This window comes from Rhizobium sp. NZLR1b, assembly GCF_019685155.1.
In the GTDB taxonomy this organism is placed as follows: domain Bacteria; phylum Pseudomonadota; class Alphaproteobacteria; order Rhizobiales; family Rhizobiaceae; genus Rhizobium.
Genome location: NZ_JABDWC010000004.1, coordinates 254,975 through 277,914, shown reverse-complemented (window position 1 = coordinate 277,914; position 22,940 = coordinate 254,975). Strand labels below are relative to the sequence as shown.

The following is a 22,940-nucleotide window of genomic DNA, read 5'->3' as shown; positions in this document are numbered from 1 at the left end:
CCGGATTTCTCGTCACGAAGGCACACCGAAAGCCGGTTGCGGTTTTTGGCGGGCGAGTGGCGGGAATGCCAGCGCGATTGCCGCGGCCCCGAGCCCGACCATCGCCGAGCCGATGAACAGCCAGGAATAATTGGCGAACGTGTCGAATATCCAGCCGCCGATAAGGGGGCCGAAGGCCATGCCGAGGCTGGAGAGCATCGTCGCCGCGCCCAGGACGGTGCCGAGGATGCGCGGCCCGAAGTATTCCCGCGCCAGCACCGCATAGAGCGGCATTACACCGCCATAGGCGCTGCCAAAGACGATGGCGAGCGCATAGAATTGGGTCAACTCGCTGACGAAGAGATAGGTTGCGAGGGCTGCCGCCTGCACCAGCAGGCCGGCGACCAGCACCGGCTTCACCCCGATCCGGTCGGCAAGGCTGCCATAGAGCAGCCGGCCGCCGAGGCCCGCCAGGCCCTCGACGCTATAGATGCTGACCGCCGCCATCGGGGCGACGCCGCAGATCGTCGCATAATTCACCATGTGGAAGATCGGCCCGGAATGCGCCGCACAGCAGGCAAAGAAGGTCAGGCCGAGCACGATGAATTGCGGCGACCGGAAGACTTTCGACAGCCGTGGCTGGGCGCCGTCGACGGCGAACGCAGCGCCGGCTTCAGTGGTCTCGGCCGGTGGGCGCTTGACCAGCAGGGCGGCCGGCACGAGCAGCGCCCAGGCAGCAATGCCGATGATCAACATCGCCGGCCGCCACTCATAGGCCGAGATCAGCCAGCGCGCGAAGGGCGAGATGGTCATCGGCGCGACGCCCATGCCAGCGGAAACGAGCGACACCGCCAGCCCACGATTTTCGTCGAACCAGCCGATGGTCGCCGCGATCATCGGGGCGAAGAAGGTGCTGGCAGCCAATCCGACGAGGATGCCGTAGGTCAGCTGGAACTGCAGCAACGTCTCGGCGCGGCTGGCCAGCACAAGCGCCAGGCCGAGCAGCACAGAGCCGATCATCACGACGATGCGCGGGCCGAAGCGGTCGCTGGCCGCGCCCCAGAGGAAACCGCCAAAACCCATGACGATGAAATTCAGTGTCATCGCGCTGGCGATCCCGACATGCGACCAGCCGGTGGCGGTGGCGATCGGTTCTTGAAAGATCGCTAGCGAGAACATCGCGCCGATGGCCACGCACGACATCAATGCGCCTAAGGCGACGATGACCCAACGATAGGAAACACCCATGGCTTCATAACCTCCCTGCCGACAGAGTGATCGCGACGCATACGGCAAGCTTACCGCACTTCGCGTCTGCGATCTAAAGACGTTTGAACCGCTGCGATTTCGACAGCGCGCTCACATCTTTTTCGCCGTCACGGTTCTACAGAGTCCGAAACATCACCAATGCGTCGACATAGCCCTGCGTGGGATGGAGGAAGACGCCGGGAAGGCGGCCGACGATTTCGAAGCCGAGGGATTGCCACAGCTGGACGGCGCGGCGGTTGCTGCTGACGACGAAATTGAACTGCATGGCGCGAAAGCCTCTGGCGCGCGCGTGCTCAAGGGAATGTTGATGCATCAAGCGCGCGACGCCACGGCCGCTGGCGGCTGCATCGGTCATGTAGCCGCAATTGCAGACATGGCGGCCGCCGCCGGCCTGATTGGCCTTGATGTAATAGGTGCCGAGGATGACCCCGTCCTCTTCGGCGACGAAGGTCTCGCGGTCCGGCCCCATCCAGTAGGCGAGCGCATCGGCTTCGGGGAGATCGCGGTCGAGCGCATAGGTTTCGCCGGCGCGGATCGTCGGAGAAATGATCCTCCAGATGGCGCCTCGATCGTCGTTGTCTGTGGGTCGGATCAGCATACCCGATTTTTACAGAAGGCTGATATGCCGCGCAACTGGCCGAGGGCTGCTGGCGAACCGACGCAAGCGCCTTCTTCGACCGGCCTCAAACCCTTTCGAGCGCGATCGCAATCCCCTGCCCGACGCCGATGCACATCGTCGACAGCGAATATCGCCCGCCGGTCTCCCGAAGCTCCAGCGCCGCCGTGCCGGTGATGCGGGCACCCGACATGCCGAGGGGATGGCCGAGCGCGATCGCGCCGCCATTGCGGTTCACCCGCTGATCGTCATCGGCAATGCCGAGCGCGCGCAGCACCGCCAGCCCCTGGCTGGCGAAGGCTTCGTTGAGTTCAATGACGTCGAACTGTTCCTGGGTCATGCCAAGCCGGGCCATCAGCTTGCGCGAGGCCGGGATCGGGCCGACACCCATTACCCGTGGCGGAACGGCGGCAGCCGCGCCGCCGAGGATGCGGGCGATCGGCGTCAGACCATATTTTCGAGCCGCCGCTTCGGAAGCGACGATCAGCGCCGCCGCCCCGTCATTGACGCCGGAGGCATTGCCTGCCGTCACCGTGCCGCCTTCCTTTTTGAAAGGGGTGGCAAGTTTCGCCAGCGTCTCGATCGTCGTCGCCCGCGGATGCTCGTCCTTGCCGACGATGACGGGATCGCCCTTGCGCTGCGGGATGGTCACCGCAGTAATCTCCTTCGCCAGCCGGCCGCTTGCCTGGGCGGCCGCCGCCTTTGCCTGGCTGCGCACCGCAAAGGCATCCTGGTCTTCGCGGCTGACCTTGTAATCTTCGGCGACGTTCTCGCCGGTCTCCGGCATCGAATCGACGCCATATTGCTTCTTCATCAGCGGGTTGACGAAGCGCCAGCCGATGGTGGTGTCGTGGATTTCGGCCGCCCGCGAAAAGGCCGTCTCGGCCTTCGGCATGACGAAGGGCGCGCGCGACATGCTCTCGACGCCGCCTGCAATCATCAGCTCGGCCTCGCCGGCGCGGATGGCGCGCGCCGCCGTGATTACCGCATCCATGCCGGAGCCGCAGAGCCGATTGATCGTCGTGCCCGGGACAGCGATCGGCAGGCCGGCCAAGAGGGCCGACATGCGCGCGACATTGCGGTTATCCTCGCCCGCCTGGTTGGCGCAGCCGAAGATCACATCGTCGACGGTTTCCCAATCGACGGCGGTGTTGCGTTCCATCAGCGCCTTCAGCGGGATGGCGCCGAGATCGTCGGCGCGCACCTGGGATAGCGAGCCGGCGAAGCGGCCGATCGGCGTCCTGATATAGTCGCAGATAAAGGCTTCGGTCATGGCTTTTCCTCAGAGTTCCGGGACGACGAGATCGGCAACCGGCCCGTCGATATGGAGCGGCGCGCCGGTTATCGCCTGCAATTCCTCCGGCGACATCGCGGCCAACTTCTCGCGCAGGACGAAGTGTCCGTCGACGATGTCGATGACGGCATGGCTGGTATAGACGCGGGTGATGCAGGCCACACCGGTCAGCGGGAAGGTGCATTTCTCCACCAGTTTCGGCTCGCCCGTCTTGGTGACGTGCTCGGTGATGACGCAGACTTGCTTGGCGCCGTGCACGAGATCCATGGCGCCGCCGACGGCCGGCACGCCTTTGCTGCCCACCCGCCAGTTGGCGAGATCGCCGCTCTGGGCGACCTGGTAGGCGCCGAGGATGGCGACGTCGAGATGGCCGCCACGCACCATGGCGAAACTATCGGCATGATGGAAGAAGGCCGCCCCCGGCTTCAGCGTCACCGCCTTCTTGCCGGCGTTGATCAGGTCCCAATCCTCCTCACCTTCGGCCGGCGGCTCGCCGAAATTCAGGATGCCGTTTTCGGTGTGAAAGATTGCCTGGCGGCCGGGCGGCTGATAGCGGGCAACCATTTCGGGAAAGCCGATGCCGAGGTTGACATAGGCGCCGTCGGCAATATCCTGGGCGGCGCGCCATGCGATCTGCGCATTGGAAAGCTTGATGTCTTCCCGAGTGTTGATGGGACGGGTGTTGACGGTCATACGTAGGCCACTCCGGCTCGAATGAGTTCTTCTTCCTGCTGGGGACTGATAACAGCGACGACGCGGTCGACGAAGATGCCGGGTGTGACCACATGCTCGGGATCGATGCCGCCGGCCGGCACGATCGACGAGACCTGGACGATGGTCTTCGCCGCCGCCATGCACATCAGCGGATTGAAGTTGCGGCCGGCCTTGTTGTAGGTGAGATTGCCCTGGATATCGCCGATCTCAGCCTTGACGATGGCGAAGTCGGCCTTCAGCCAGCGCTCCTGCACGTAATGGCGGCCATCGAATTCGGCGATGACCTTGCCCTCGGCAAGTTCGGTGCCATAGCCCGTCGGCGTATAAAAAGCCGGAATGCCGGCCCCGCCGGCGCGGATGCGCTCCGCAAGCGTCCCCTGCGGCACCAGCTCGAGCTCGATTTGACCGGCCAGATATCTGTCGGTGAAGGCGCGTGGGTCCGACGAACGCGGAAAAGAGCAGATCATCTTTCTGACCATGCCTGCGTCGATCATCGCAGCGATACCGATGCGCCCGTTGCCGGCATTGTTGTTGATCACGGTGAGGCCCTTGGCGCCCTTGTCGATCAGGGCATGAATGAGCTCGATCGGCGCGCCCGAACCACCAAAACCACCAATCATGACGGTCGCGCCATCACCGATCTCGGAGACGGCCTCCGCCGTGCTCCTGACTGTCTTGTCCATGCGGGATTTCTCCTTGGCTAGATCAGGTTCTCCAGCGTCAGCCATAAAGCCCGAGGCGACGGACGGCAAGAAATTTGTGCGTTATTTGACTTTTGTTCGTATATCGCACAGAATGGATGGATCGATTGGAGAACTCGCCCGATGCGTGAAACGGATTTTGTCAGCGGCTTTGCCCGCGGCCTGAAAGTCATCGAGGCCTTCGGCGAAACGCGCCAGCGGCTGTCGATCGCCGAGGCCGCCAAGCTGACGGAGCTCGACCGCGCCACCGTGCGCCGTTCGCTGCTGACGCTGGCCGAGCTCGGTTATGCAGATTATGACGGCAAGTTCTTCACCCTGACGCCGAAGATCCTACGGCTTGGCCATGCCTATCTCGCGGCGACGCCGCTGCCGGCGCTCTTACAGCCGCATCTCGATCATCTCTCGGAAAAGGCCGGCCAGAGCGCCTCGGCCTCGGTGCTCGACGGCACCGAAATCGTCTATATCGCCCGCGCCTCGCAGCGCCGCGTCATGTCGATCAATCTCACCCCCGGCAGCCGCCTGCCGGCCTATTGCGCCTCGATGGGGCGCGTGCTGCTGGCGGCCCTTACCGAGAACGAGGCGCGCGCCATCCTTGCCCGCAGCGAGCTGAAGCAAAACACTGCGAATACCAAGACCGATCCGGACGAGCTGATCGCCGAATTCCGCCGGGTCCGCGCCCAGGGTTATGCCATCATCGATCAGGAGCTGGAGGTCGGCCTCTGCTCGATCGCCGTGCCTGTGGAAAGCGACCGCGGTGAAACGGTTGCGGCGATCAATATCGGGGCGCCGGCCGCCCTCGTCCCGGCGGCGGAGATGAAGGAGCGCTATCTGCCATTGCTGAAGGAAACCCAGGCGACATTGCGGCCGTTGCTGCGCCGGTGACGGCAACACGGAAAGGGACGGCCGCTGCCGATCGGTCAATGCGTCAGGTCGAGCGCGGCTGTGAGATCACCCATCGGCGGCCGGCCGTTATCACCGAGCGCCTTGTCGCGGGCGAGGATGCCCGGCAGCACCGGCAGATCGTAGCGCGCAGTGATCAGGCGGATGATCGAGGTCGTGTCGTACTGGGTATGATCGACGCTGCCGCCCTTGGCGAAGGGCGAGATGATGAAGGCCGGGATGCGGTTGCCCGGGCCCCAGCGGTCGGCCTTTGGCGGCGCGACATGATCCCAGAAGCCGCCATTCTCGTCATAGGTGACGACGACGAGCATGTGGCCCCATTGCGGGCTTTTCTCGAGGTGAGAGACGATATCGGCAAGATGCTGGTCGCCGCTCGAGACATCGGCATAACCACCATGTTCGTTGAGGTTGCCCTGCGGCTTGTAGAAGGAAACCGCCGGCAGCTTGCCGTCGTCGATATCCTTGAGGAAGGTCTCGCCGCCAAGGCCGCCGTCTTTCAGATGTTCAGCGCGCGCTGGCGTGCCGGGCGCGAAATTGGCGAAATAGTTGAAGGGCTGGTGGTGGAACTGGAAGTTCGGCACCGGCGTGGCATTCTTGCCGTCGAGCGCTGCCTGCCAGGCGCCGCCATACCAGGCCCAGCTGACGCCTTTCAGCGACAAGAGGTCGCCGATGGTCACCGCATGCTGCGGCGGCAGCGTCGTGGCCGCCGCGGGATCGGCATAGGCCGGATCGCCATCTTTGGCCGGCGGATTGGCGCTCGGCTGGTAGGGCGGCTGCATGGTGTTGACGGCGTAGAAATCGGGCGTCAGCGCGCCATCCGAGACGAATTTCGGTGCGCCTTCCAGCGCCGACTTCGGGGCGTTGTCGGCCACAACAAGCGATGTGCCATCGGCATCAACCTTGGCGATGGTCGGCTTGGCCGGGCTCTTGTCGGCGTCCGGGTAATAGGGCGCGCAGGCGCAGACCAGCGCGAAGTGATTGAGGAACGAACCGCCGAAGGCGCCCTGGAAGAAATTGTCGGCAATGACGTATTTCTTCGCCACCTGCCACATCGGCAGGATGGAGCCGTCATAATGGCCCATGACCAGGCCGCCGGAATCGGCCCAGGCGACGAATTTGTCGTTCTTGCCGCCGTCGATCTGCATCTGCTCCTGGTAGAAACGGTGCCAGAGGTCGCGGGTGACGACCGAAGGCGTCTGCGCAAAGCCCTTGGGATCGTCGATCGCGAAGCTGGCATTGGCCAAATGGGCCGACTGTGCTTCGGTGACGGCAGGCGTCACGCCCTTGGCTGTCAGGCCGCCCCAGGCCGGCGGCAGTTCGGCGAGCGGCTGGCCGTTGCGGTCGAGCTGGCGGGCCTGCTCGGCACTGACATTGGCAAGGCCATCGGCGCCGGGAAAGCTGCCATAGAGATTATCGAAGCTGCGGTTTTCGGCATAGATGACGACGATGTTGTCGATCTTATCGTAACCGGCGGGCGCCGCATGGGCGGCCGTCGCCATGGCAAGCGGCAGCATCGCCGATCCGGCGAGACAGATGGAGTGAAGGAGTTTCAGTCTTTTCACGGGGGTACCTCATGGCTGGCGGCGTTGGCTAGAGGGAGCGGGGGCGCTCGGGGCGACCCGAAGCTATTCCCGCCATCTATCAACTTTGTGACAAGCGCCTGTCACAAGGCGGCGGGGAAACGACCGTCATCAATTTGTTGCAGCGAGGTTCGATCATGAAGGAAACGAATGCCAAGTCATTGGAATCCTTATCATGACGACGAATACCATCTGGCTTGCGCGGTCCGCCTTGGCGGTCGGAATCGTTGCTGCAGCGCTCTCTCTGGCCATTCTGCCGCTGCGGCAAAGCAGCGCGGCGGCGGCTTTCCGCGTACATCCCGGCCCGATGTCCCGCGCCGAGGCCTTCGCCCGGGCCGAGGCACTGACCGCGCTTGGCCGCAAGATGTTCTCAGACGCCTCGCTGTCGGCCTCCGGCCTGCAGGCCTGTGCCTCCTGCCATGATCCCGCTCACGCCTTCGGCCCGGCATCGGCCAAGCCGGTCGAGATGGGCGGCAAGGAAATGAACCAGCCAGGCCTGCGCGCCGTTCCGGCGCTGCGCTATCTGCAAGCGGTGCCGGCGTTCACCGAGCATTACTACGATTCCGAGGACGAGGGCGACGAAAGCGTCGACAACGGCCCGACCGGCGGCCTGACCTGGGATGGCCGGGTCGATCACGGCGCCGAGCAGGCGAAGATCCCGCTGCTCTCGCCCTTCGAGATGGGCAACAAGGATGCAGCCGAGGTGGCGGCCAAGCTGCGCAAGACGGCCTGCGCCGATGCCATCAAGGCAGCGTTCGGCGAGACGGTGTTCGGCAATCCTGAGGATACCTTCGATGCCGTCGCCGAGGCGCTCGCCACCTTCGAACAAAGCGGCCCGGATTTTTATCCCTATTCCAGCCGCTACGACGCCTTTCTCGCCGGCAAGGCGACGCTGACTGCGCAGGAATTGCACGGGCGGCAGCTGTTCGAGGATCCGGAAAAAGGCAATTGTTCGAGCTGCCATCTGAGCGAACCGGCCAATGACGGCGAGCCGCCGCTCTTTTCCGATTTCGGCTTCCTCGGGCTCGCCGCCCCCCGCAACATGGCAATCCCGGCGAACGCCGATCCCGACTATCACGACCTCGGCCTCTGCGGCCCGCTGCGTAGCGATCTCGCCGGACACAACGAATATTGCGGCCTGTTCCGCACGCCGACGCTGCGCAATGTCGCGCTGAAAAAGAGCTTCTTCCACAACGGCTATTTCCACACGCTGCGCGACGTCGTCTCCTTCTACGCGAGCCGCGACAGCGATCCCGGCCGCTGGTATCCGAAAAATTCAGACGGCACGATCCGTAAGTATGACGACCTGCCGCAAGCCTACTGGGCCAATCTCAACCAGGACCGGCCTTTCGGCAGGAAGCCGGGCGATGCACCTGCCCTCACCGATCCGGAGATCGACGATATCGTTGCCTTCTTGGGGACACTGACGGATGCCGACTTGCAGCCGAAGGCGAGCGGGCACTGACGCAATCGCCGAACAGGCTGAAGATTACCACAATCTCAGGCCGCCTCTTTGCTAGTTCAATCCGGCCGCCAGATCGCATTATCTGATTTCTTCAACTCGTTTCGTATCCCACATGCCCGGATCCTGCGCTGCCGGTATCTCTTCTAACCGCTCCCGCTGATAAGCGAAGCTTTGCTCTCGTTGTGAAAAGCTCGAGCCAAGCATTCTCATCAGAACCCAACCGCCAAGTATAATGCAGTGCCCGTTGTATATGCCGTGTCAGGCCAGGAGAGATCATTCGTAGAACAACAAGGGTTTGTGAGAGGCGCATTTTGGCGGATCGGAGATTATCTCGGCTCAACCCCGTTTCACTACGGCGCGTGACAACATTCAAAACTTATCTTAATGAATAGTTAAACTGCAAAAGTGCGGGAGGCTCCATGCACGAGCGCGAAATCAAGAAGGCATTTTACCCGAACTTCAATATGATCAGGCTCGTGGCAGCCTCCACGGTAATCTTCTCGCATGCCTTCCTTATCTCGGAAAAGACCTCGGCGAACGAGCCCTTTGAGCGTTTGCTCGGAGAGGGCAATATCCTTGGCCTCTTCGGCGTCTATGTGTTTTTCATCAGCAGCGGCTTCCTCGTCACGCAGAGCGCGCAGTTCGGCAGCGCGGGTGGTTTTCTCTGGAGGCGGGCGCTGAGAATATACCCGGCATTTATCGTCTGTACGCTGCTCAGCGTCTATGTCTTGGGCGCCTTGTACAGCCCGTTGGGCGTCAGTGGTTACTTGCTCAAGTCGCTTCATATGAAGACGACACTGCATTCGTTGCTCGACCCGAACTTTGGCATGACCCTGCCGCATGTGCAGTTTTATGACCCCGCCATCTCTTGGCTTGCCACCTCGGTCAACGGCTCTCTTTGGACGATCGGGCAGGAAATCTTCTGCTACCTCATCGTCGCCGGATTAATGGTAATCGGGCTTCTGCGAGCCCCGCTGATGGCACTTGCCCTCGCCGTAGGCGTGACCTGGCAGCTTTTCTTCGATCATCCGTGGCCAAAGATACGGTTCCTGACGGATTTTACTTTTATCGCTCCCTACTTCTTCTGCGGTTCGCTTCTGAGGTTCGTGATGGAAAAGCGGCAGCCCAATATAGTCCTGGCATTGATCTTCGTAGCGCTCGGTATGCTCTGCCTCGTCTTCTGGCCCGGCTATCTTTACGGCCGCATGTTGTTCGCCTATCCGCTTATCTACATCGCAACCTCGCCGGTGATACGCCTGCCGACTCTCGAACGCTTGGGCGACGCCTCCTACGGGACCTATCTCTATGGCTGGCCAGTGGAGCAGACGATGAACCATGCCCTCGGCGAGTACAGCACGTGGTGGGCGGTCTTAGCGCTTTCCCTGCCGACAGCGTGGTTGCTCGGCTGGCTTTCATGGCATCTGCTGGAAAAGCATGCGCTGCGGTTAAAACGAATCTCATTCCTCCAGCGACAGCCTGCATCCCCTGAGAAAGGCGACTTCGACCCACGTCGCAGTGACGTCTGGCGCTCTTGATCGTCACAGCCGGACTTTGACGCGTGACTGTTCTCGGATACCAACACCATTCGGCACTGCTCCCCTTGATGTATCATAATTTCCGATATACATCATTTCATCGGAAATAGTGGGGGAATGATGGAACGTTCGTTTTTGACGATTGCCGCCGGTGAGAATAATACGGCGATACGGGCGCTTTCGGCGCCGGCGCGGGTTGAGATGCTCAAGCTGCTCTGCGCCAAAGGGCCGACGAATATCAATGATATTGCGCAGGCGCTTTCGCTTCCGCAATCCACCGTCGCCACCGGCATCCAGATTTTGGAAGAGGCCGGGCTGGTCGAGTCGCGGCTGGCCAAGGCCCGCAAGGGCAACCAGAAGATCTGCTCGGCGGTCTATAGCGAAATCCTGATCAGCTTCGAGGAAAGTGCCGCGCAACGGGCCAATAATATCATCGAAGTCGAGATGCCTGTCGGGCTCTACACCAGCTGCGACGTGCATGCGCCATGCGGTCTTTGCTCGACCGAGAGCGTCATCGGCCCTCTCGATGTGCCCGACTATTTTCTTGATCCGCAGCGCATGCAGGCCGGGCTCGTCTGGTTCGGGCGGGGCTATGTGGAGTATAAATTCCCCAACAATGCCAAGGTGTTGAACAAGGATATCCGCGCCATCGAATTTTCGATGGAACTGTCGTCGGAAGTGCCCGGCACCAATGCGGACTGGCCTTCCGACATCACCCTCTGGGTCAACGGCATGGCGATTGGCACCTGGACCTCGCCCGGCGACTATGGCGACAAACGCGGCGCCTTCACGCCGGCCTGGTGGAAGCTCGAAGGCTCGCAATATGGAATGATGAAGACCTGGCGCATCTCGACGCGCGGAACCTTCATCGACGGTGTCGCCGCATCGAATGTCACGCTCGGCGACCTGGCGCTTGGCCAGCACTCCTCCATCCGCCTGCGTGTCGGCATCGCCGAGAATGCCGGCCATACAGGCGGCGTCAATATTTTCGGCCGCAGCTTTGGAAATCATGGCCGCGATATCATCATGCGGCTGCATGTCTGAAAATCAATATCATAAATCGTGATTTCGAGTTTCATTTCTTTTTCAAATTAGCGACTCTCGAAATATAGACAATGAATTGTAATTAAATGATTTTCCCGAAAATTACATTAGTATGATTAAAAACGGCGGTCGGTTGACAGAACGACATTCCTGATATCAAGTTAGGAGCAAGAAAACAAAATTTCTGATACATAAACGGGAGGATCCGTTGAAAACCAATGTCGTTGCCCACCGCGATTTCCGCATCGCGACCATTGACGCCAGGCTCTACAGTTCATTTCTCGAGCATCTCGGCAGAGCGATCTACGGCGGCATTTACGAGCCCGGACATCCCACCGCCGACGAGGACGGCTTCCGCCGCGATGTGCTCGATCTGGTGCGTGATCTCGACACGCCCTACTGCCGCTATCCCGGCGGCAACTTCGTCTCGGCCTATAATTGGGAAGACGGCGTCGGCCCACGGTCGGAACGCCCGGTTCGCCTCGACCTTGCCTGGCGCACCCGTGAAGCCAATCAGATCGGCGTCAACGAATTCGTCGATTGGTGCAAGAAGGCGAACACCAAGCCGATGCTCGCCGTCAATCTCGGCTCGCGCGGCCTGGATGCCGCCCGCAATTTCCTCGAATATTGCAATCATCCCGGCGGCACCTATTATTCCGATCTGCGCCGCAAGCACGGCTGGGCCGATCCGCACGACGTCAAATTGTGGTGTCTCGGCAATGAGATGGACGGCCCCTGGCAGGTTGGCCACAAGTCGGCCTATGAATATGGCCGGTTGGCCGACGAGACGGCGAAAGCCATGCGCGGCTTCGACAAGTCGCTCGAACTGGTGGTCTGCGGCTCGTCCAATTCCGATATGCAGACCTATCCGGATTGGGAGGCTCAAGTCCTCGAGCAGTGCTACGACAGCGCCGACCATATCTCGCTGCACATGTATTTTGCCAACCGCGAGAAGAATACCCTCAACTATCTCGCCCGGGCGACGAAGCTCGACCGCTACATCACCACGATCGGCGGCGTGATCGACTACATCAAGGCGAAGAAGCGCTCGAAGAAGACGATCGGCATTTCCTTCGACGAATGGAACGTCTGGTATCATTCCAACCAGCAGGACAAGGAAATCCTGGCGCGCGACGAATGGCCGGATGCGCCGCATCTGCTTGAAGACGTCTATAATTTCGAAGACGTGCTGCAGGTCGGCGGCATCCTGAATACCTTCATCCGCCGTTCCGACCGGGTGCGCATCGCCTGCATCGCCCAGCTCGTCAACGTTATTGCCCCGATCATGACCGATGACGGCGGGGCCGCCTGGCGCCAGACGATCTACTACCCCTTCTACTACGCCTCAAGATATGGCCGTGGATCGGCACTGCAGCTGGTCGTCGATGGCCCGACCTATGACAGCGACGAGGAGAACGACGTCCCCTATCTCGACGTCTCCGCCGTCCATTCCGAGGATGGCAAGACGCTGACCTTCTTTGCCGTCAACCGTCATCCGCAGACGGCACTGGATTTCGACGTGCGCCTGGAAGGTTTTGGGACCGCCAGCGTCATCGAGCAGGTGGAGATGACCCATAGCGATCTGCTAGCCGTCAACACGGCTGCGCGGCAGGATACGGTCGCGCCGGTCAATGTCCAGACTGCGAAGATCGAGGACGGCAGGTTGCGGGCGGCGCTGAAGCCGCTGTCCTACAACGTCATTCGGCTGTCGGTCTGACAGCCGCCGCCGGGTAAGGCCCATTGGCCCCCGGCTAAAGAGATTCGGCTCGACTGCGAGGAGGCAGGCGGGTTGGAGGGATGGTTGGCTAGAGCCTTGGACCTTGAGTGTTTCAAGTCCTGATGCTTTCGCGAACCGACAACCGCGACGTGCCCATGCGTGCCTTTGCGGCCGCCGTATCGTCGCTTTCTAGGGAGGAGTTCATGCAACAGTGGAAGAGGCTCGCATTTGGCGTCGCGCTGGCCGCACTCGGCCTGACAGCGGCGGCCAAGGCCGATGACTATACCTCCTTGCCCCGCAAGGAGACGCTCATCGTCGAAAATCCGGAAGGGACGATCAAGAATCCGGGCTGGTTCAATATCTGGGTCAATGGCGGCGGCGGTGTTTCCACCGGCCTGCAGCAGCTGACCATGGATACGCTCTGGTATATCGACCCCGAACAAGGGCTTGGCGGCTCGACCTGGGACAGTTCCCTGGCCGCCGACAAGCCGCAATATAATGCCGACTTCACCGAGATGACCGTGAAACTGCGCAAGGGGCTCTTCTGGAGCGACGGCGTCGAGTTCACGGCCGACGACGTGGTCTATACCGTCAAGACGCAGATGGATCATCCCGGCATGGTCTGGAGTGCTGCCTTCTCGGTTCAGGTGGCAAGCGTCGAGGCGACCGATCCCCAGACGGTGGTGTTCAAGCTGAAGAAGCCCAATTCGCGCTTCCATGCCCTGTTCACCGTGCGCTGGAACGGCGCCTGGATCATGCCCAAGCATGTGTTCGAGAAAGTCGCCGATCCGATCCGCTACGATTTCGCCAACCCCGTCTCGCTCGGCGCCTACAAGCTCAAGGCTTACGATCCCCAGGGCAAATGGTACACCTGGGAAAAGCGTGAGGACTGGCAGAAAACATCGCTTGCGCGCTTCGGCGAGCCGGCCCCGAAATATGTGACCTACACCGATCCCGGCCCGCCGGATAAACGCACCATCGCTCAGCTCGAGCACAATCTCGATATCATCCACGACAACACCCCTGAGGGCATGTTCACCCTCAAGGAAAAATCCAAGTCGATCGAGACCTGGTTCCCGGGCTTCCCCTTCGCCCATCCGGATCCGACCCTTCCGGCGGTGATTTTCAACACCCAGGACCCGACCTTCAACAATCCTGATGTGCGCTGGGCGCTGGCCCTGCTGATCGACATCAAGGCCGTCGACATGGCGAGCTATCGCGGCGCTGCGACGCTCTCGGCGCTCGGCGTACCGCCGACGGCAATCGCCATGAAAGACTATCAGGCGCCGATGCAGGATTGGCTGAAGGATTTCGAGGTCGACACCGGCAAGCAGAAGATCAAGCCCTATGACCCCAGCATCGGCCAGCAGATCGCCGATCTGCTGCGCAAGCAGCCGAAGTTCAAGGACCAGATCCCGACCGACCCTGAGGCAATCAGCACGGCCTTCGGCTATGGCTGGTGGAAGCCGGATCCGAAGGCTGCCGGCGAACTGCTGGAGAAGGCAGGCTTCAAGAAGGCCGGCGGCAAATGGATGACCCCGGACGGCAAGCCGTTCAGGATCCGGATGACCGTGGAGGGCGATTCGCGCTCCGTCTTCACCCGAGCAGGCACGCTGATCGCGCAGCAATGGGCCGCCTTCGGCATCGACGCCAAAGCCGTGCCGACGACCAGCCTATGGCAGGTGGCACTCCAGCCCGGCGATTTCCAGGTGGCGATTGCCTGGAGCGTCGAGACCTGGGGCGGCGATCCCGACCTGTCGTTCTTCCTCGACAGCTGGCACTCGCAGTTCGTGGCCAAGAAGGGTGACGTTCAGCCGCCGCGCAACTGGCAGCGCTGGAGCAATCCGGAGCTCGACAAGATCATCGAGACCATTCGCGGCATCAGCGCCGACGATCCCAAGGGCATCGAGCTCGGCAAGGATTATCTGAAGCTGGCCGCCCGCGAAATGCCGACGATCCCGCTGATGTCCTATAACGTCTTCACCTCGATGGACACGACCTATTGGACCGGTTATCCGACCATCAAAGACCCCTATACCGACCCGGTGCCGAACTGGGCCAACTCCAGGCTGATGATGGTCAAACTGAAGCCGGCTCAACCGAAATAATCCTCCCAACGCCGGCGCGCAGCCATCGCGCCGGCCCCTTATCGGCGGGCTCTGCCCGCCGATCCTTTCCCGTCGATGCTGTCCCATCGATGAAAGGAAACCAGAGAGGAACCACTGCTCTATGACGTCCTATCTGATCTTTGTACTGAAGCGGTTCGGTCAGTTTCTGCTCGTCGTCTTTCTGGGCGTCAGCATCACATTCTTCGTCACCCACCTGACCCCGATCGATCCGGTCGAAGAAAGCATCGGCGCCATTACCCAGATGGGGCAGTCCGATCCGAATGCGATCGAACTGATGCGCCAGTCACTGCGCGAGCTTTACGGCATGGAGGGCTCGATCTGGCAGCAATATCTGCATTTCTGGCTGCGGCTTGCGACCGGTGATCTCGGCCCCTCGCTGTCGGCTTTTCCCACACCCGTTTCCACCATCATTCTGCGGTCCCTGCCCTGGACGATCGGGCTGATGACGGTCTCCACCCTGATCACCTTCGTGCTCGGCAATGCGATCGGCGCGCTCGCCGGTTATTACCGGAAGAATACGGTGCTGAAGGCCGTCAGCCTCGTCTGCATCGCCCTGCTTCCCATTCCCTATTATATTCTCGCCTTCGTGCTGCTCATCCTGTTCGGCTATCTCTGGCCGGTGCTGCCGATCAATGGCGGCTATGAGATGAACGCCAATCTCAACCTGTCGTTTTCCCTGGTCCTCGATATCCTCGAACATTCGATCCTGCCGGCCATGTCGTTGATCCTTGTCGGAACCGGCAGTTGGCTGATCGGCATGCGCGCGCTGGTATCCAACATCATCACCGATGACTACGTTGTCTTCGCCGAGCTCGGCGGCGTTCCGAAGCGGAAAATTCTCCGCTCCTACATCGCCCGCAATGCCATGGTGCCGCAGTTCACCGGGCTTGCCATGTCGCTCGGTGCGATCTTCAACGGCACCGTCATCACCGAAATCGTCTTCGGCTATCCCGGCATCGGCAACCTTTTGATTTCGGCGGTGCATGCCGGCGACTACAGCCTGGTGCTCGGCCTCAGCGCCTTGTCGATCGTCGGCGTCGCCGCCGCGGTGTTCATCATCGACATTCTGAGCCCGCTGATCGACCCGCGTATCAAGGTGGAATAGAGCATGTTTACCATTATCCGTGACCTCGCCCGCCAGAATATGGAATTCCTCTGCGGCCTGCTGCTCTTTGCCGTCATCGTCGGATTGATCATCCTGTCCTATTTCTCGCCCTACGCCCCGACGGACATCTATCTCCTGCCACCCGACATGCCGCCCGATGGCGATTACTGGCTCGGCACGACATCGCGCGGCCAGGACGTTTTCTGGCAGTTGACGACCGCCCTTCGCAACACCTTGTATTTCGGCATCGGCGTCGCTTTTATTTCACGCATCATCTCGCTGGTCGTCGGCCTCGTCGCCGGTTATGCCGGCGGTGCGGTCGACCGGGTGCTGATGGCGATCAACGACAGCGTCATGGTCATCCCCCAATTTCCGCTGCTGATCCTTTTCTATTTCGTGCTGAAGGACAGCATGACCTGGACCGCGCTGATCGTCATCATGGCCTCGCTCGGCTGGTCCTACGATGCGCGCCTCATCCGCTCGGTGGCGATCGGCCTCAAGACAAGGCCGTTCACCACCCAGAGCGTCTATTCCGGCATGAGCATGCGCAAGATCCTCGCCGAGGAGCACCTGCCCTACGTTCTGCCGATCGTCTTTGCCACCACGATGAACAACATGATCTGGTCGATCGGCATGGAGATCACCCTGTCGGTGCTCGGCTTCACCGATATCGAGACGCCGACCATGGGCATGATGATCTACTGGGCCAATGCGCATTCGGCGCTGATATCAGGCGTATGGTGGTGGGTGGCGGCACCCGTCGCCGCGATCGTCGTTCTCTTCCTGGCGCTCTTCCTGCTGTCGATGTCGATGAACGAATACAATGATCCGCGCAGCCGGCTGAACCGGATGGGAAGTTAGCATGGACCCTTTGGTCGAAATCGAGAATCTGAAAGCCTATTACCGTGCCTTCCTTTATGGCGTCGATCGCGAGGTGCGCGCCGTCGACGATATCAGCCTGACGATCGGCCGCGGCGAGGTTTATGGCGTTGCCGGTGAATCGAGCAGCGGCAAGACCACCCTGATCAAAACCATTGCCGGCGCCATCCGGCCGCCGCTGCGGGTCGTGTCGGGGAGCGTGAAATTCCATTTCGCCGGCGGCACCCAGGATATTTATGCGATGAAGCCGGAGGAGCGCATGGCGCTGCGCTGGAAGCATCTGTCCTATATCATGCAGGGGTCGATGAATGTGCTCAATCCGGTGCGCCGGATCCGCCATTCCTTCACCGATTTCGCCTTTCGCCACATGCCCGTCGGCAAACAAGTTTTCTTCGAAAAAGTCGCCGCCCATCTGCAGCGGCTGAAGCTCGATCCGCAGCTGCTCGACGCCTATCCGCACGAGCTCTCCGGCGGCATGCGCCAGCGCATGACCATTGCGCTTGCCACCATCCTGACGCCGGAATTCATCATCGCCGACGAACCAACGACGGCGCTCGACGTGATCGTTCAGCGCGACGTGCTGTCGATGATCCGCGAAATCCAGCGCGAGATGGGCTCGTCCTTTCTGTTCGTCACCCATGATATGGGGGTTCACGCGACGGTCTCCGACCGCATTGGCATCGTCTATGCCGGGCGTCTCGTCGAGGAAGCGCCGACCGCCAAGCTCTTCAGCAGGCCGCTGCACCCCTATACGCAGCACCTTGTCGGCAGCCTGCCGCGGATCGGCGATGCGACGACCAGGCCTTCGCTGGAGGGGCGTCCACCCAACCTTGCCATGCCGCCGGAAGGCTGCCGGTTTCACCCGCGCTGTCCGAAGCGGATGGATATCTGCTCACAGAAGGTGCCGCCGCTCGTCACCGTCGAGCCAGGGCGGCGCGTCGCCTGTTTCGCAGTTACGGGAGATCAGCTTTGACCGCTCTGCTCAGCCTCTCGCATGTCACGAAAATCTACCGGCAGGGCGGCATGCTCGGCCGGCGCCTGGTCACGGCGGTCAAGGATGTCAGCTTCGAACTTGGCGAGGAGCCGGAGATCCTGTCGATCGTCGGCGAATCCGGCTCGGGCAAATCGACGATCGCGGCGATGATCCTGGGGCAGACCGAACCGACGGAAGGGCAGCTGGAATTCTCCGGCAAAACCGTCTCCATCCATAGCCGATCCGAACGCAAGGCCTTCATGAAGGAGGTCCAGCCGGTTCTGCAGAACCCGTTCGAAGCCTTCAATCCGCTGAAGCGGGTCGACCGTTACCTGTTTGAGACGGCCCGCAATCTGTCGGGCCCGGGAAAACGGATAGACCGGAAAGAAGCGGAGCGGATGGCCGATGCCGCGCTTACGCATGTCGGCCTGACGCTTGAAGAGGTGAAAGGCCGGTTTCCCCACGAACTATCAGGCGGCCAGCTTCAGCGCGTCGCCATTGCCCGCGCGCTGATCCCGCAACCCCGCCTGCTGGTCGCCGATGAACCGGTCTCGATGGTCGACGCATCGCTGCGCATGGCCATCGTCAACCTCTTCGGCCGCCTGAAAAGCGAACTCGGCCTGTCGATCATCTACATCACCCATGATCTGGCCACCGCCTATTACGTCAGCGACAACATCATCATCATGCGCAAAGGCGAAATCGTCGAACGAGGACAGGCCCGCCCCGTGCTGGATAATCCGCAGCATCCCTATTCGCGTGCGCTCAAGGAGGCGGTGCTGGCGGCGGATTTCAGCCCAGTAGCGTAGCTGGGGAGGGCCGCCCGCGCCGCGGCAGAGATCTTCGAATCACTGCGGAAAACCAGCCAGCATCTTTCCCTACGCCGCGCGCACCCTGTCGCGGCCGCTCAGCTTGGCGGCATAGAGCGCCTGATCGGCGCGCCGGTAAAGCTCCGAGGCGCTGTCTGACGGCAGACAGGCGGCAATGCCGGCGGAGCAGGTGTAGCTGAAGTCGGGCGAGTCAGCGAGCGGCCGGGAGAAGCGGATCACCGTCAGCATGCGCTCGATAATGGCGATGGCGTCTTCCGGGCCGGTTGCCGGCATGACGAGAAGAAATTCTTCGCCGCCGACCCGGCCGAAACAATCGCTGCGGCGAACGCTCTGATGAATGCGATGGGCGAAATCGCGCAGGACGAGATCGCCGGCGTGGTGGCCGAGCCGATCGTTGATGTGCTTGAAATTGTCGATGTCGAAGACGGCAAGGCAGCCGCTGCTTCCATTGTGGGCGGCGGCCAGCATGTCTTCGACCCTCGCCATGACGAAGCGGCGGTTGGCGACGCCGGTGAGTTCGTCGGTGTAGGACGCCTTGATCGCCTGATCGCGATCCTGCCGGACTGTCCTGCCATGCGCCCTGAGCCTGGTGATATCGCTTGCGATGCACAACATCCAACCGTTCTGCTGCACCGCCTCGGTCATCCACAGCCATCGGCCGTCGCACAAGTCCGTCTCGAAGGCGCGATAGCCGATCTTGCCGCGGCGCGACTGGGTTGAGCGCAGCCACGCCTCGAAATTACCAGTCCGAATGACGGTGCCACGGCTCAGCTCGAAATTGCGCCGCATGAGATCCGGCCAGAGCGGCGCCTCATCCGGCTCGATGAAATAGGCCGAACGAAAGGCGCTGTTGGCATATTGCAGCTGGTCATCGCTGTCATAGACCGCAATCAGCGTTTCGGTGTGCGCGGAAAGGTTGAGAAGCTTTTTGGCTAGCGCGTCCATATCGAACCCTGTCTGGTTGCCCTGGCATGACATGGCGCAGTAATCCTATGAGGAAAGGGCCGGCTGCGGCAAGCAAGGGCGCCTCCCGTGATTACGGGAACGTCAACGAGAACAGCTCGTCGCGGGCGGCTTCACCGCAGCGCGCTACTGAGATCATGCAACCCGACCATCAGCATCATGGGGTCGGATGGCGAGGGCAGGAAGCCGACCGCTTCATAGAAGGCGCGCGCCGTCCGAAATCGCATGCACCAGCATACCGCGGATTCCGAGGATTTCTGCGGCGTTGAGCAGGCGCAGGCCCGCATCGCGCACCAATGCCCTGCCGATACCCCGCCCCTGGTAGGATAGATCGCAGCCAGTCATCGAGTTCAGGCACACGGCGGAACAGAATTCGGCCAGTTCGTGATGATCGGCCAGGGGTGCCGGCGCGCTGAGGGTCACGCCTCGTCCCATGGCGCTTTGGTCGACATGGTCCGTTTCAGGCAGTCATTGGGATGCGCTGGCGCGTCGAGGCGGGCAAGATATTCGGCATGGATTTCGGGGCTGACCGTGAATGTGGTCCGGTCGAGCAGCACTTCCGGACTTTTGTTCGTGAGTGAGGAAGGCATGGGAAACTCCTGTCTGGGCACGACAGAGCGTAACGACGTCATCTTACAAAGTATCGTAAAAATATCATCGTTACGCAATCCGTCATGTGCGCAACCGGGCGGCGCTGTAGTCGGTCTGACTATTTCCCGTCCGTCTTTCCCGATGGTTTCGTGGCTGCATTCAGGAAGCCGCCCTGCAGATCCACCGCGTCTGCAAGAATGTCGGCGGCCTCGTCGAGCAACACGTCTTTTGCGTTCTTGCGGGCATTTTCGATGGCAATATCGGCGCTCAGGCTGCGCTCGCCTGACTCCAGGCCATCATCGCCACCGGGATCGTCGCCACCGCTTTCCTGCGCCCGGGCCTTGAACCGCTCCGCGCGAGCCGTCGCTTCCTTGCGACGTTCAGCTTCATTCAGGGAAACAATCCCCTTTTCGCGCTGCGTCGTCAGGTCGGCAATGTCCTTCAACAGGCGTTGGAAATCCGGATCGCCCTTGACCCGCGCATCATGGCGGCTTTGCAACGCCGGCAGCAGTTTCGCAACCGTATCGGCCGGCGAATAGTTCGCAGGCTTGATCTCGGCCCATGGCAGGGCATTGTCATAACTGGTCTCGCCGAAGCTGCTGGGATCGGACAGTCCCGGCAAGCTGATATCGGGCGTCACGCCGCGCAGCTGCGTCGTCCCGCCATTGACCCGGAAAAACTGGGCGATCGTCACTTTCAGCTCGCCGAATTCGGGTTTGCTGTTGTGAACCACCTGGTCGAGATCGACGACGGTTTGGACGGTACCCTTGCCGAAACTGGGTTCGCCGACAATCACGCCGCGACCGTAATCCTGGATGGCCGCGGCAAAAATCTCCGAAGCCGAGGCCGAGCCGCGATTGATCAGCACACCCATCGGGCCTGCCCAGACAGGCTCTGGGAAATCCGAATCCTTGACCTCGATCTTGCCGTTGCCGGCACGCTGCTGAACGACCGGGCCATTGCCGATGAAGAGGCCGGTCAGATCAATCGCCTCATCCAATGAACCACCGCCATTGTTGCGCAGGTCCATCAGAACGCTGTCGACATTCTCTTCTTTCAGCTCGCCGAGAAGCTTGGCGACATCGCGGCTTGCACTTTTATAATCCTTGTCGCCTTTGCCCTTGGCTTCGAAATCCTCATAGAAGACCGGCAGGGTAATGATCCCGATTTTTCGCTCGATATCGCCCACTTTCACCGACAGCACAGTCTTCCGGGCAGCCTGCTTATCGAGACTGATTTTATCGCGCACCAGGTTGACGACGCGATGTGTGGCATCGGCGCCGGCATCGGCCGGCAGAATGTCCAGCCGCACGACGGAGCCTTTTTTGCCGCGGATCATCTGCACGACTTCATCAAGGCGCGTTCCCACAACTTCCTTGATCGCCCCATCCTTGCCCTGGCCAACGCCGGTGATGCGGTCTCCGACGGCGAGCTTGCCGGAAAGCTGCGCCGGCCCGCCGGGCACGAGTTCACGGATCGTCGTGTAATCGTCGCGCTCCTGCAGCACCGCGCCGATCCCGAACAGCGACAGCTTCATCGAGACATTGAAATCGGCGGAAGCGGCCGCGCCGAAATAATCCGTGTGCGGATCGACCGAGTTTGAATAGGCATCCATGAACGACTGGAAAACGTCGTCGCTTTTGAATTTGTAAACGCGCTCGAGCGTGTTGTCATACCGCTTGTCAAGCGTGTCGCGAATAGCCGCATCGGTTTTGCCGCCGAGCTTCAGCCGCAGCCAATCGCTCTTGACGCGCTTGCGCCACAGCTCATCGCTCTCGGCTTGCGACTGCGGCCAGGGCGCCTTTTCGCGCAGCACCGAATAGTCTTCCTTTGTACTGAAATCGAAACCCTGCTTCAGCAGGCCGCGCGCATAGGTCATGCGGTCGACAACGCGCTGTTCATAGGCGTTGAAGATCGCAAACGGGATCTTCAAGTCCTTCCGTTCGATCGCATCGTCGATCTCGCTGCGGTCAGCCATGAACTTGTCGATGTCGGCCTGCTGGAACAGCATGCGGTCCGGATCAAGCGACTTGATGAACTGATCCATGACCCTCGCCGACAAGGCGTCGTCGAGCGGAACCGGCTTGTAGCTATAGCGCGAGAGAAATTGTGCGCTCAACTGAGCAGCTTGCGCCTGTCGCTCCAGCGGCGCCAAAACCGGCGGCGATGCGACTTCAGCAGAGGCGGACTGTACGATTGCAAGAAATGCACCGAGAAAAACGAAAGCTATGCGCATGCAGCGTTGATCCAATTCTTCATGCCGAGGGTGGATGTGTGATCTAAGTGAGGCAATTGTGGTTTTTTGGCAAGCAGGAGGCAAATTGGATTAGTCTGCGAGGCCTGAGAAAAATGGCCCGGCACGATCGATCGCGAGAAAGTGCTCCGCGTCAATCCGCTGGACGGGTGATCGATACGTCTTCGAAACTTCCTGCATTTTCTCGGATTCGAAGAACCAGTGGGACCACAGCAAGCGGATCGGGCGGCGGATATATCTCGCTAGTGCAGTCGGATCGAGCCTGGAGGAAGTGAGGGGTTTCGCAAAATTCCCGCCGCCAGCTCTTGGCACGATGCCCATCGCCCGCGCCGATACTGTGTTTAGACGAGAGCCTGTTGGCTGCGCACCGAGCCAGCGGTCAGGTTAATTAACCGTGCAATT

Annotated in this window: 19 protein-coding genes and 1 pseudogene; 10 read left to right on the top strand and 10 right to left on the bottom strand. The window is 61.1% G+C overall.

Going from position 1 to position 22,940, the window contains the following annotated elements; translation table 11 throughout:
• Positions 1–12 precede the first annotated feature (12 nt).
• From HJB84_RS07995 to HJB84_RS07975, 5 genes are all read right to left on the bottom strand, one after another.
• A complete protein-coding gene (locus tag HJB84_RS07995; RefSeq protein ID WP_221115655.1) occupies positions 13–1,227 on the bottom strand; it encodes an MFS transporter in 1,215 nt (404 codons plus the stop codon).
• A gap of 136 nt (positions 1,228–1,363) precedes the next feature.
• Positions 1,364–1,846: a GNAT family N-acetyltransferase gene (locus HJB84_RS07990; RefSeq protein ID WP_221115654.1), complete on the bottom strand. Its 483-nt coding sequence runs from the start codon at positions 1,844–1,846 to the stop codon at positions 1,364–1,366.
• 85 nt (positions 1,847–1,931) lie between these two features.
• On the bottom strand, positions 1,932–3,137 hold the full coding sequence (gene pcaF / locus HJB84_RS07985) for a 3-oxoadipyl-CoA thiolase (RefSeq protein WP_221115653.1): 1,206 nt from the start codon (positions 3,135–3,137) through the stop codon (positions 1,932–1,934).
• A gap of 9 nt (positions 3,138–3,146) precedes the next feature.
• Positions 3,147–3,851, bottom strand: coding sequence for a CoA transferase subunit B (locus HJB84_RS07980; protein WP_221115652.1), 705 nt, complete (start codon positions 3,849–3,851; stop codon positions 3,147–3,149).
• Positions 3,848–4,555 carry a 3-oxoacid CoA-transferase subunit A gene (locus HJB84_RS07975; protein ID WP_221115651.1) on the bottom strand — a complete coding sequence of 236 codons (708 nt, stop codon included), beginning with the start codon at positions 4,553–4,555 and terminating at the stop codon, positions 3,848–3,850. Before HJB84_RS07975 ends, HJB84_RS07980 begins: the two co-directional genes overlap by 4 nt.
• 141 nt (positions 4,556–4,696) lie before the next feature.
• On the opposite strand from HJB84_RS07975, the gene HJB84_RS07970 reads away from it, so the two are divergent.
• Complete coding sequence (locus HJB84_RS07970) at positions 4,697–5,455, top strand: IclR family transcriptional regulator (protein ID WP_221115650.1); 759 nt, start codon at positions 4,697–4,699, stop codon at positions 5,453–5,455.
• A gap of 35 nt (positions 5,456–5,490) precedes the next feature.
• Here the strand turns inward: HJB84_RS07970 and HJB84_RS07965 are convergent, their stop codons facing one another.
• Positions 5,491–7,035 carry an acid phosphatase gene (locus HJB84_RS07965; RefSeq protein WP_221115649.1) on the bottom strand — a complete coding sequence of 515 codons (1,545 nt, stop codon included), beginning with the start codon at positions 7,033–7,035 and terminating at the stop codon, positions 5,491–5,493.
• A 193-nt stretch (positions 7,036–7,228) separates the two neighbouring features.
• Here HJB84_RS07965 and HJB84_RS07960 point away from each other — a divergent pair, with 193 nt between their 5' ends.
• From HJB84_RS07960 to HJB84_RS07920, 9 genes are all read left to right on the top strand, one after another.
• On the top strand, positions 7,229–8,518 hold the full coding sequence (locus HJB84_RS07960) for a cytochrome-c peroxidase (RefSeq protein ID WP_221115648.1): 1,290 nt from the start codon (positions 7,229–7,231) through the stop codon (positions 8,516–8,518).
• A gap of 419 nt (positions 8,519–8,937) precedes the next feature.
• On the top strand, positions 8,938–10,053 hold the full coding sequence (locus HJB84_RS07955; protein WP_207585547.1) for an acyltransferase: 1,116 nt from the start codon (positions 8,938–8,940) through the stop codon (positions 10,051–10,053).
• A 117-nt stretch (positions 10,054–10,170) separates the two neighbouring features.
• Positions 10,171–11,097, top strand: coding sequence for a transcriptional regulator (locus tag HJB84_RS07950; protein WP_259669603.1), 927 nt, complete (start codon positions 10,171–10,173; stop codon positions 11,095–11,097).
• A gap of 208 nt (positions 11,098–11,305) precedes the next feature.
• Entirely contained in the window at positions 11,306–12,814 is a 1,509-nt protein-coding gene (locus HJB84_RS07945) for an alpha-N-arabinofuranosidase (RefSeq protein ID WP_207585545.1), read from the top strand.
• Between the two features lie 203 nt (positions 12,815–13,017).
• A complete protein-coding gene (locus HJB84_RS07940) occupies positions 13,018–14,922 on the top strand; it encodes an ABC transporter substrate-binding protein (RefSeq protein ID WP_207585544.1) in 1,905 nt (634 codons plus the stop codon).
• Between the two features lie 121 nt (positions 14,923–15,043).
• A complete protein-coding gene (locus tag HJB84_RS07935; protein WP_207585543.1) occupies positions 15,044–16,048 on the top strand; it encodes an ABC transporter permease in 1,005 nt (334 codons plus the stop codon).
• A 3-nt stretch (positions 16,049–16,051) separates the two neighbouring features.
• A complete protein-coding gene (locus HJB84_RS07930; protein ID WP_207585542.1) occupies positions 16,052–16,909 on the top strand; it encodes an ABC transporter permease in 858 nt (285 codons plus the stop codon).
• A 1-nt stretch (position 16,910) separates the two neighbouring features.
• A complete protein-coding gene (locus HJB84_RS07925; RefSeq protein WP_207585541.1) occupies positions 16,911–17,900 on the top strand; it encodes an ABC transporter ATP-binding protein in 990 nt (329 codons plus the stop codon).
• Positions 17,897–18,709: an ABC transporter ATP-binding protein gene (locus tag HJB84_RS07920; RefSeq protein WP_207585540.1), complete on the top strand. Its 813-nt coding sequence runs from the start codon at positions 17,897–17,899 to the stop codon at positions 18,707–18,709. Before HJB84_RS07925 ends, HJB84_RS07920 begins: the two co-directional genes overlap by 4 nt.
• A 69-nt stretch (positions 18,710–18,778) precedes the next feature.
• On the opposite strand, the gene HJB84_RS07915 is transcribed toward HJB84_RS07920, so the two are convergent.
• From HJB84_RS07915 to HJB84_RS07900, 4 genes and pseudogenes are all read right to left on the bottom strand, one after another.
• A complete protein-coding gene (locus HJB84_RS07915; protein WP_207585625.1) occupies positions 18,779–19,675 on the bottom strand; it encodes a GGDEF domain-containing protein in 897 nt (298 codons plus the stop codon).
• A 213-nt stretch (positions 19,676–19,888) separates the two neighbouring features.
• Complete coding sequence (locus tag HJB84_RS07910) at positions 19,889–20,116, bottom strand: hypothetical protein (protein WP_259669604.1); 228 nt, start codon at positions 20,114–20,116, stop codon at positions 19,889–19,891.
• A pseudogene (locus HJB84_RS07905) lies at positions 20,113–20,256 on the bottom strand (DUF1778 domain-containing protein); the annotation flags it as partial. The pseudogene HJB84_RS07905 and the gene HJB84_RS07910, both read right to left, overlap by 4 nt.
• 146 nt (positions 20,257–20,402) lie before the next feature.
• Entirely contained in the window at positions 20,403–22,520 is a 2,118-nt protein-coding gene (locus HJB84_RS07900; RefSeq protein ID WP_221115647.1) for a carboxy terminal-processing peptidase, read from the bottom strand.
• Positions 22,521–22,940: the final 420 nt, after the last annotated feature.

Coding starts and splice junctions, on each gene's coding strand:
- HJB84_RS07925 (WP_207585541.1), top strand. CDS start 16,911: ATGGACCCTTTGGTCGAAATCGAGAATCTGAAAGCCTATTACCGTGCC.
- HJB84_RS07915 (WP_207585625.1), bottom strand. CDS start 19,675: ATGGACGCGCTAGCCAAAAAGCTTCTCAACCTTTCCGCGCACACCGAA.
- pcaF (WP_221115653.1), bottom strand. CDS start 3,137: ATGACCGAAGCCTTTATCTGCGACTATATCAGGACGCCGATCGGCCGC.
- HJB84_RS07940 (WP_207585544.1), top strand. CDS start 13,018: ATGCAACAGTGGAAGAGGCTCGCATTTGGCGTCGCGCTGGCCGCACTC.
- HJB84_RS07980 (WP_221115652.1), bottom strand. CDS start 3,851: ATGACCGTCAACACCCGTCCCATCAACACTCGGGAAGACATCAAGCTT.
- HJB84_RS07970 (WP_221115650.1), top strand. CDS start 4,697: ATGCGTGAAACGGATTTTGTCAGCGGCTTTGCCCGCGGCCTGAAAGTC.
- HJB84_RS07975 (WP_221115651.1), bottom strand. CDS start 4,555: ATGGACAAGACAGTCAGGAGCACGGCGGAGGCCGTCTCCGAGATCGGT.
- HJB84_RS07990 (WP_221115654.1), bottom strand. CDS start 1,846: ATGCTGATCCGACCCACAGACAACGACGATCGAGGCGCCATCTGGAGG.
- HJB84_RS07935 (WP_207585543.1), top strand. CDS start 15,044: ATGACGTCCTATCTGATCTTTGTACTGAAGCGGTTCGGTCAGTTTCTG.
- HJB84_RS07900 (WP_221115647.1), bottom strand. CDS start 22,520: ATGCGCATAGCTTTCGTTTTTCTCGGTGCATTTCTTGCAATCGTACAG.
- HJB84_RS07995 (WP_221115655.1), bottom strand. CDS start 1,227: ATGGGTGTTTCCTATCGTTGGGTCATCGTCGCCTTAGGCGCATTGATG.
- HJB84_RS07930 (WP_207585542.1), top strand. CDS start 16,052: ATGTTTACCATTATCCGTGACCTCGCCCGCCAGAATATGGAATTCCTC.
- HJB84_RS07960 (WP_221115648.1), top strand. CDS start 7,229: ATGACGACGAATACCATCTGGCTTGCGCGGTCCGCCTTGGCGGTCGGA.
- HJB84_RS07950 (WP_259669603.1), top strand. CDS start 10,171: ATGATGGAACGTTCGTTTTTGACGATTGCCGCCGGTGAGAATAATACG.
- HJB84_RS07955 (WP_207585547.1), top strand. CDS start 8,938: ATGCACGAGCGCGAAATCAAGAAGGCATTTTACCCGAACTTCAATATG.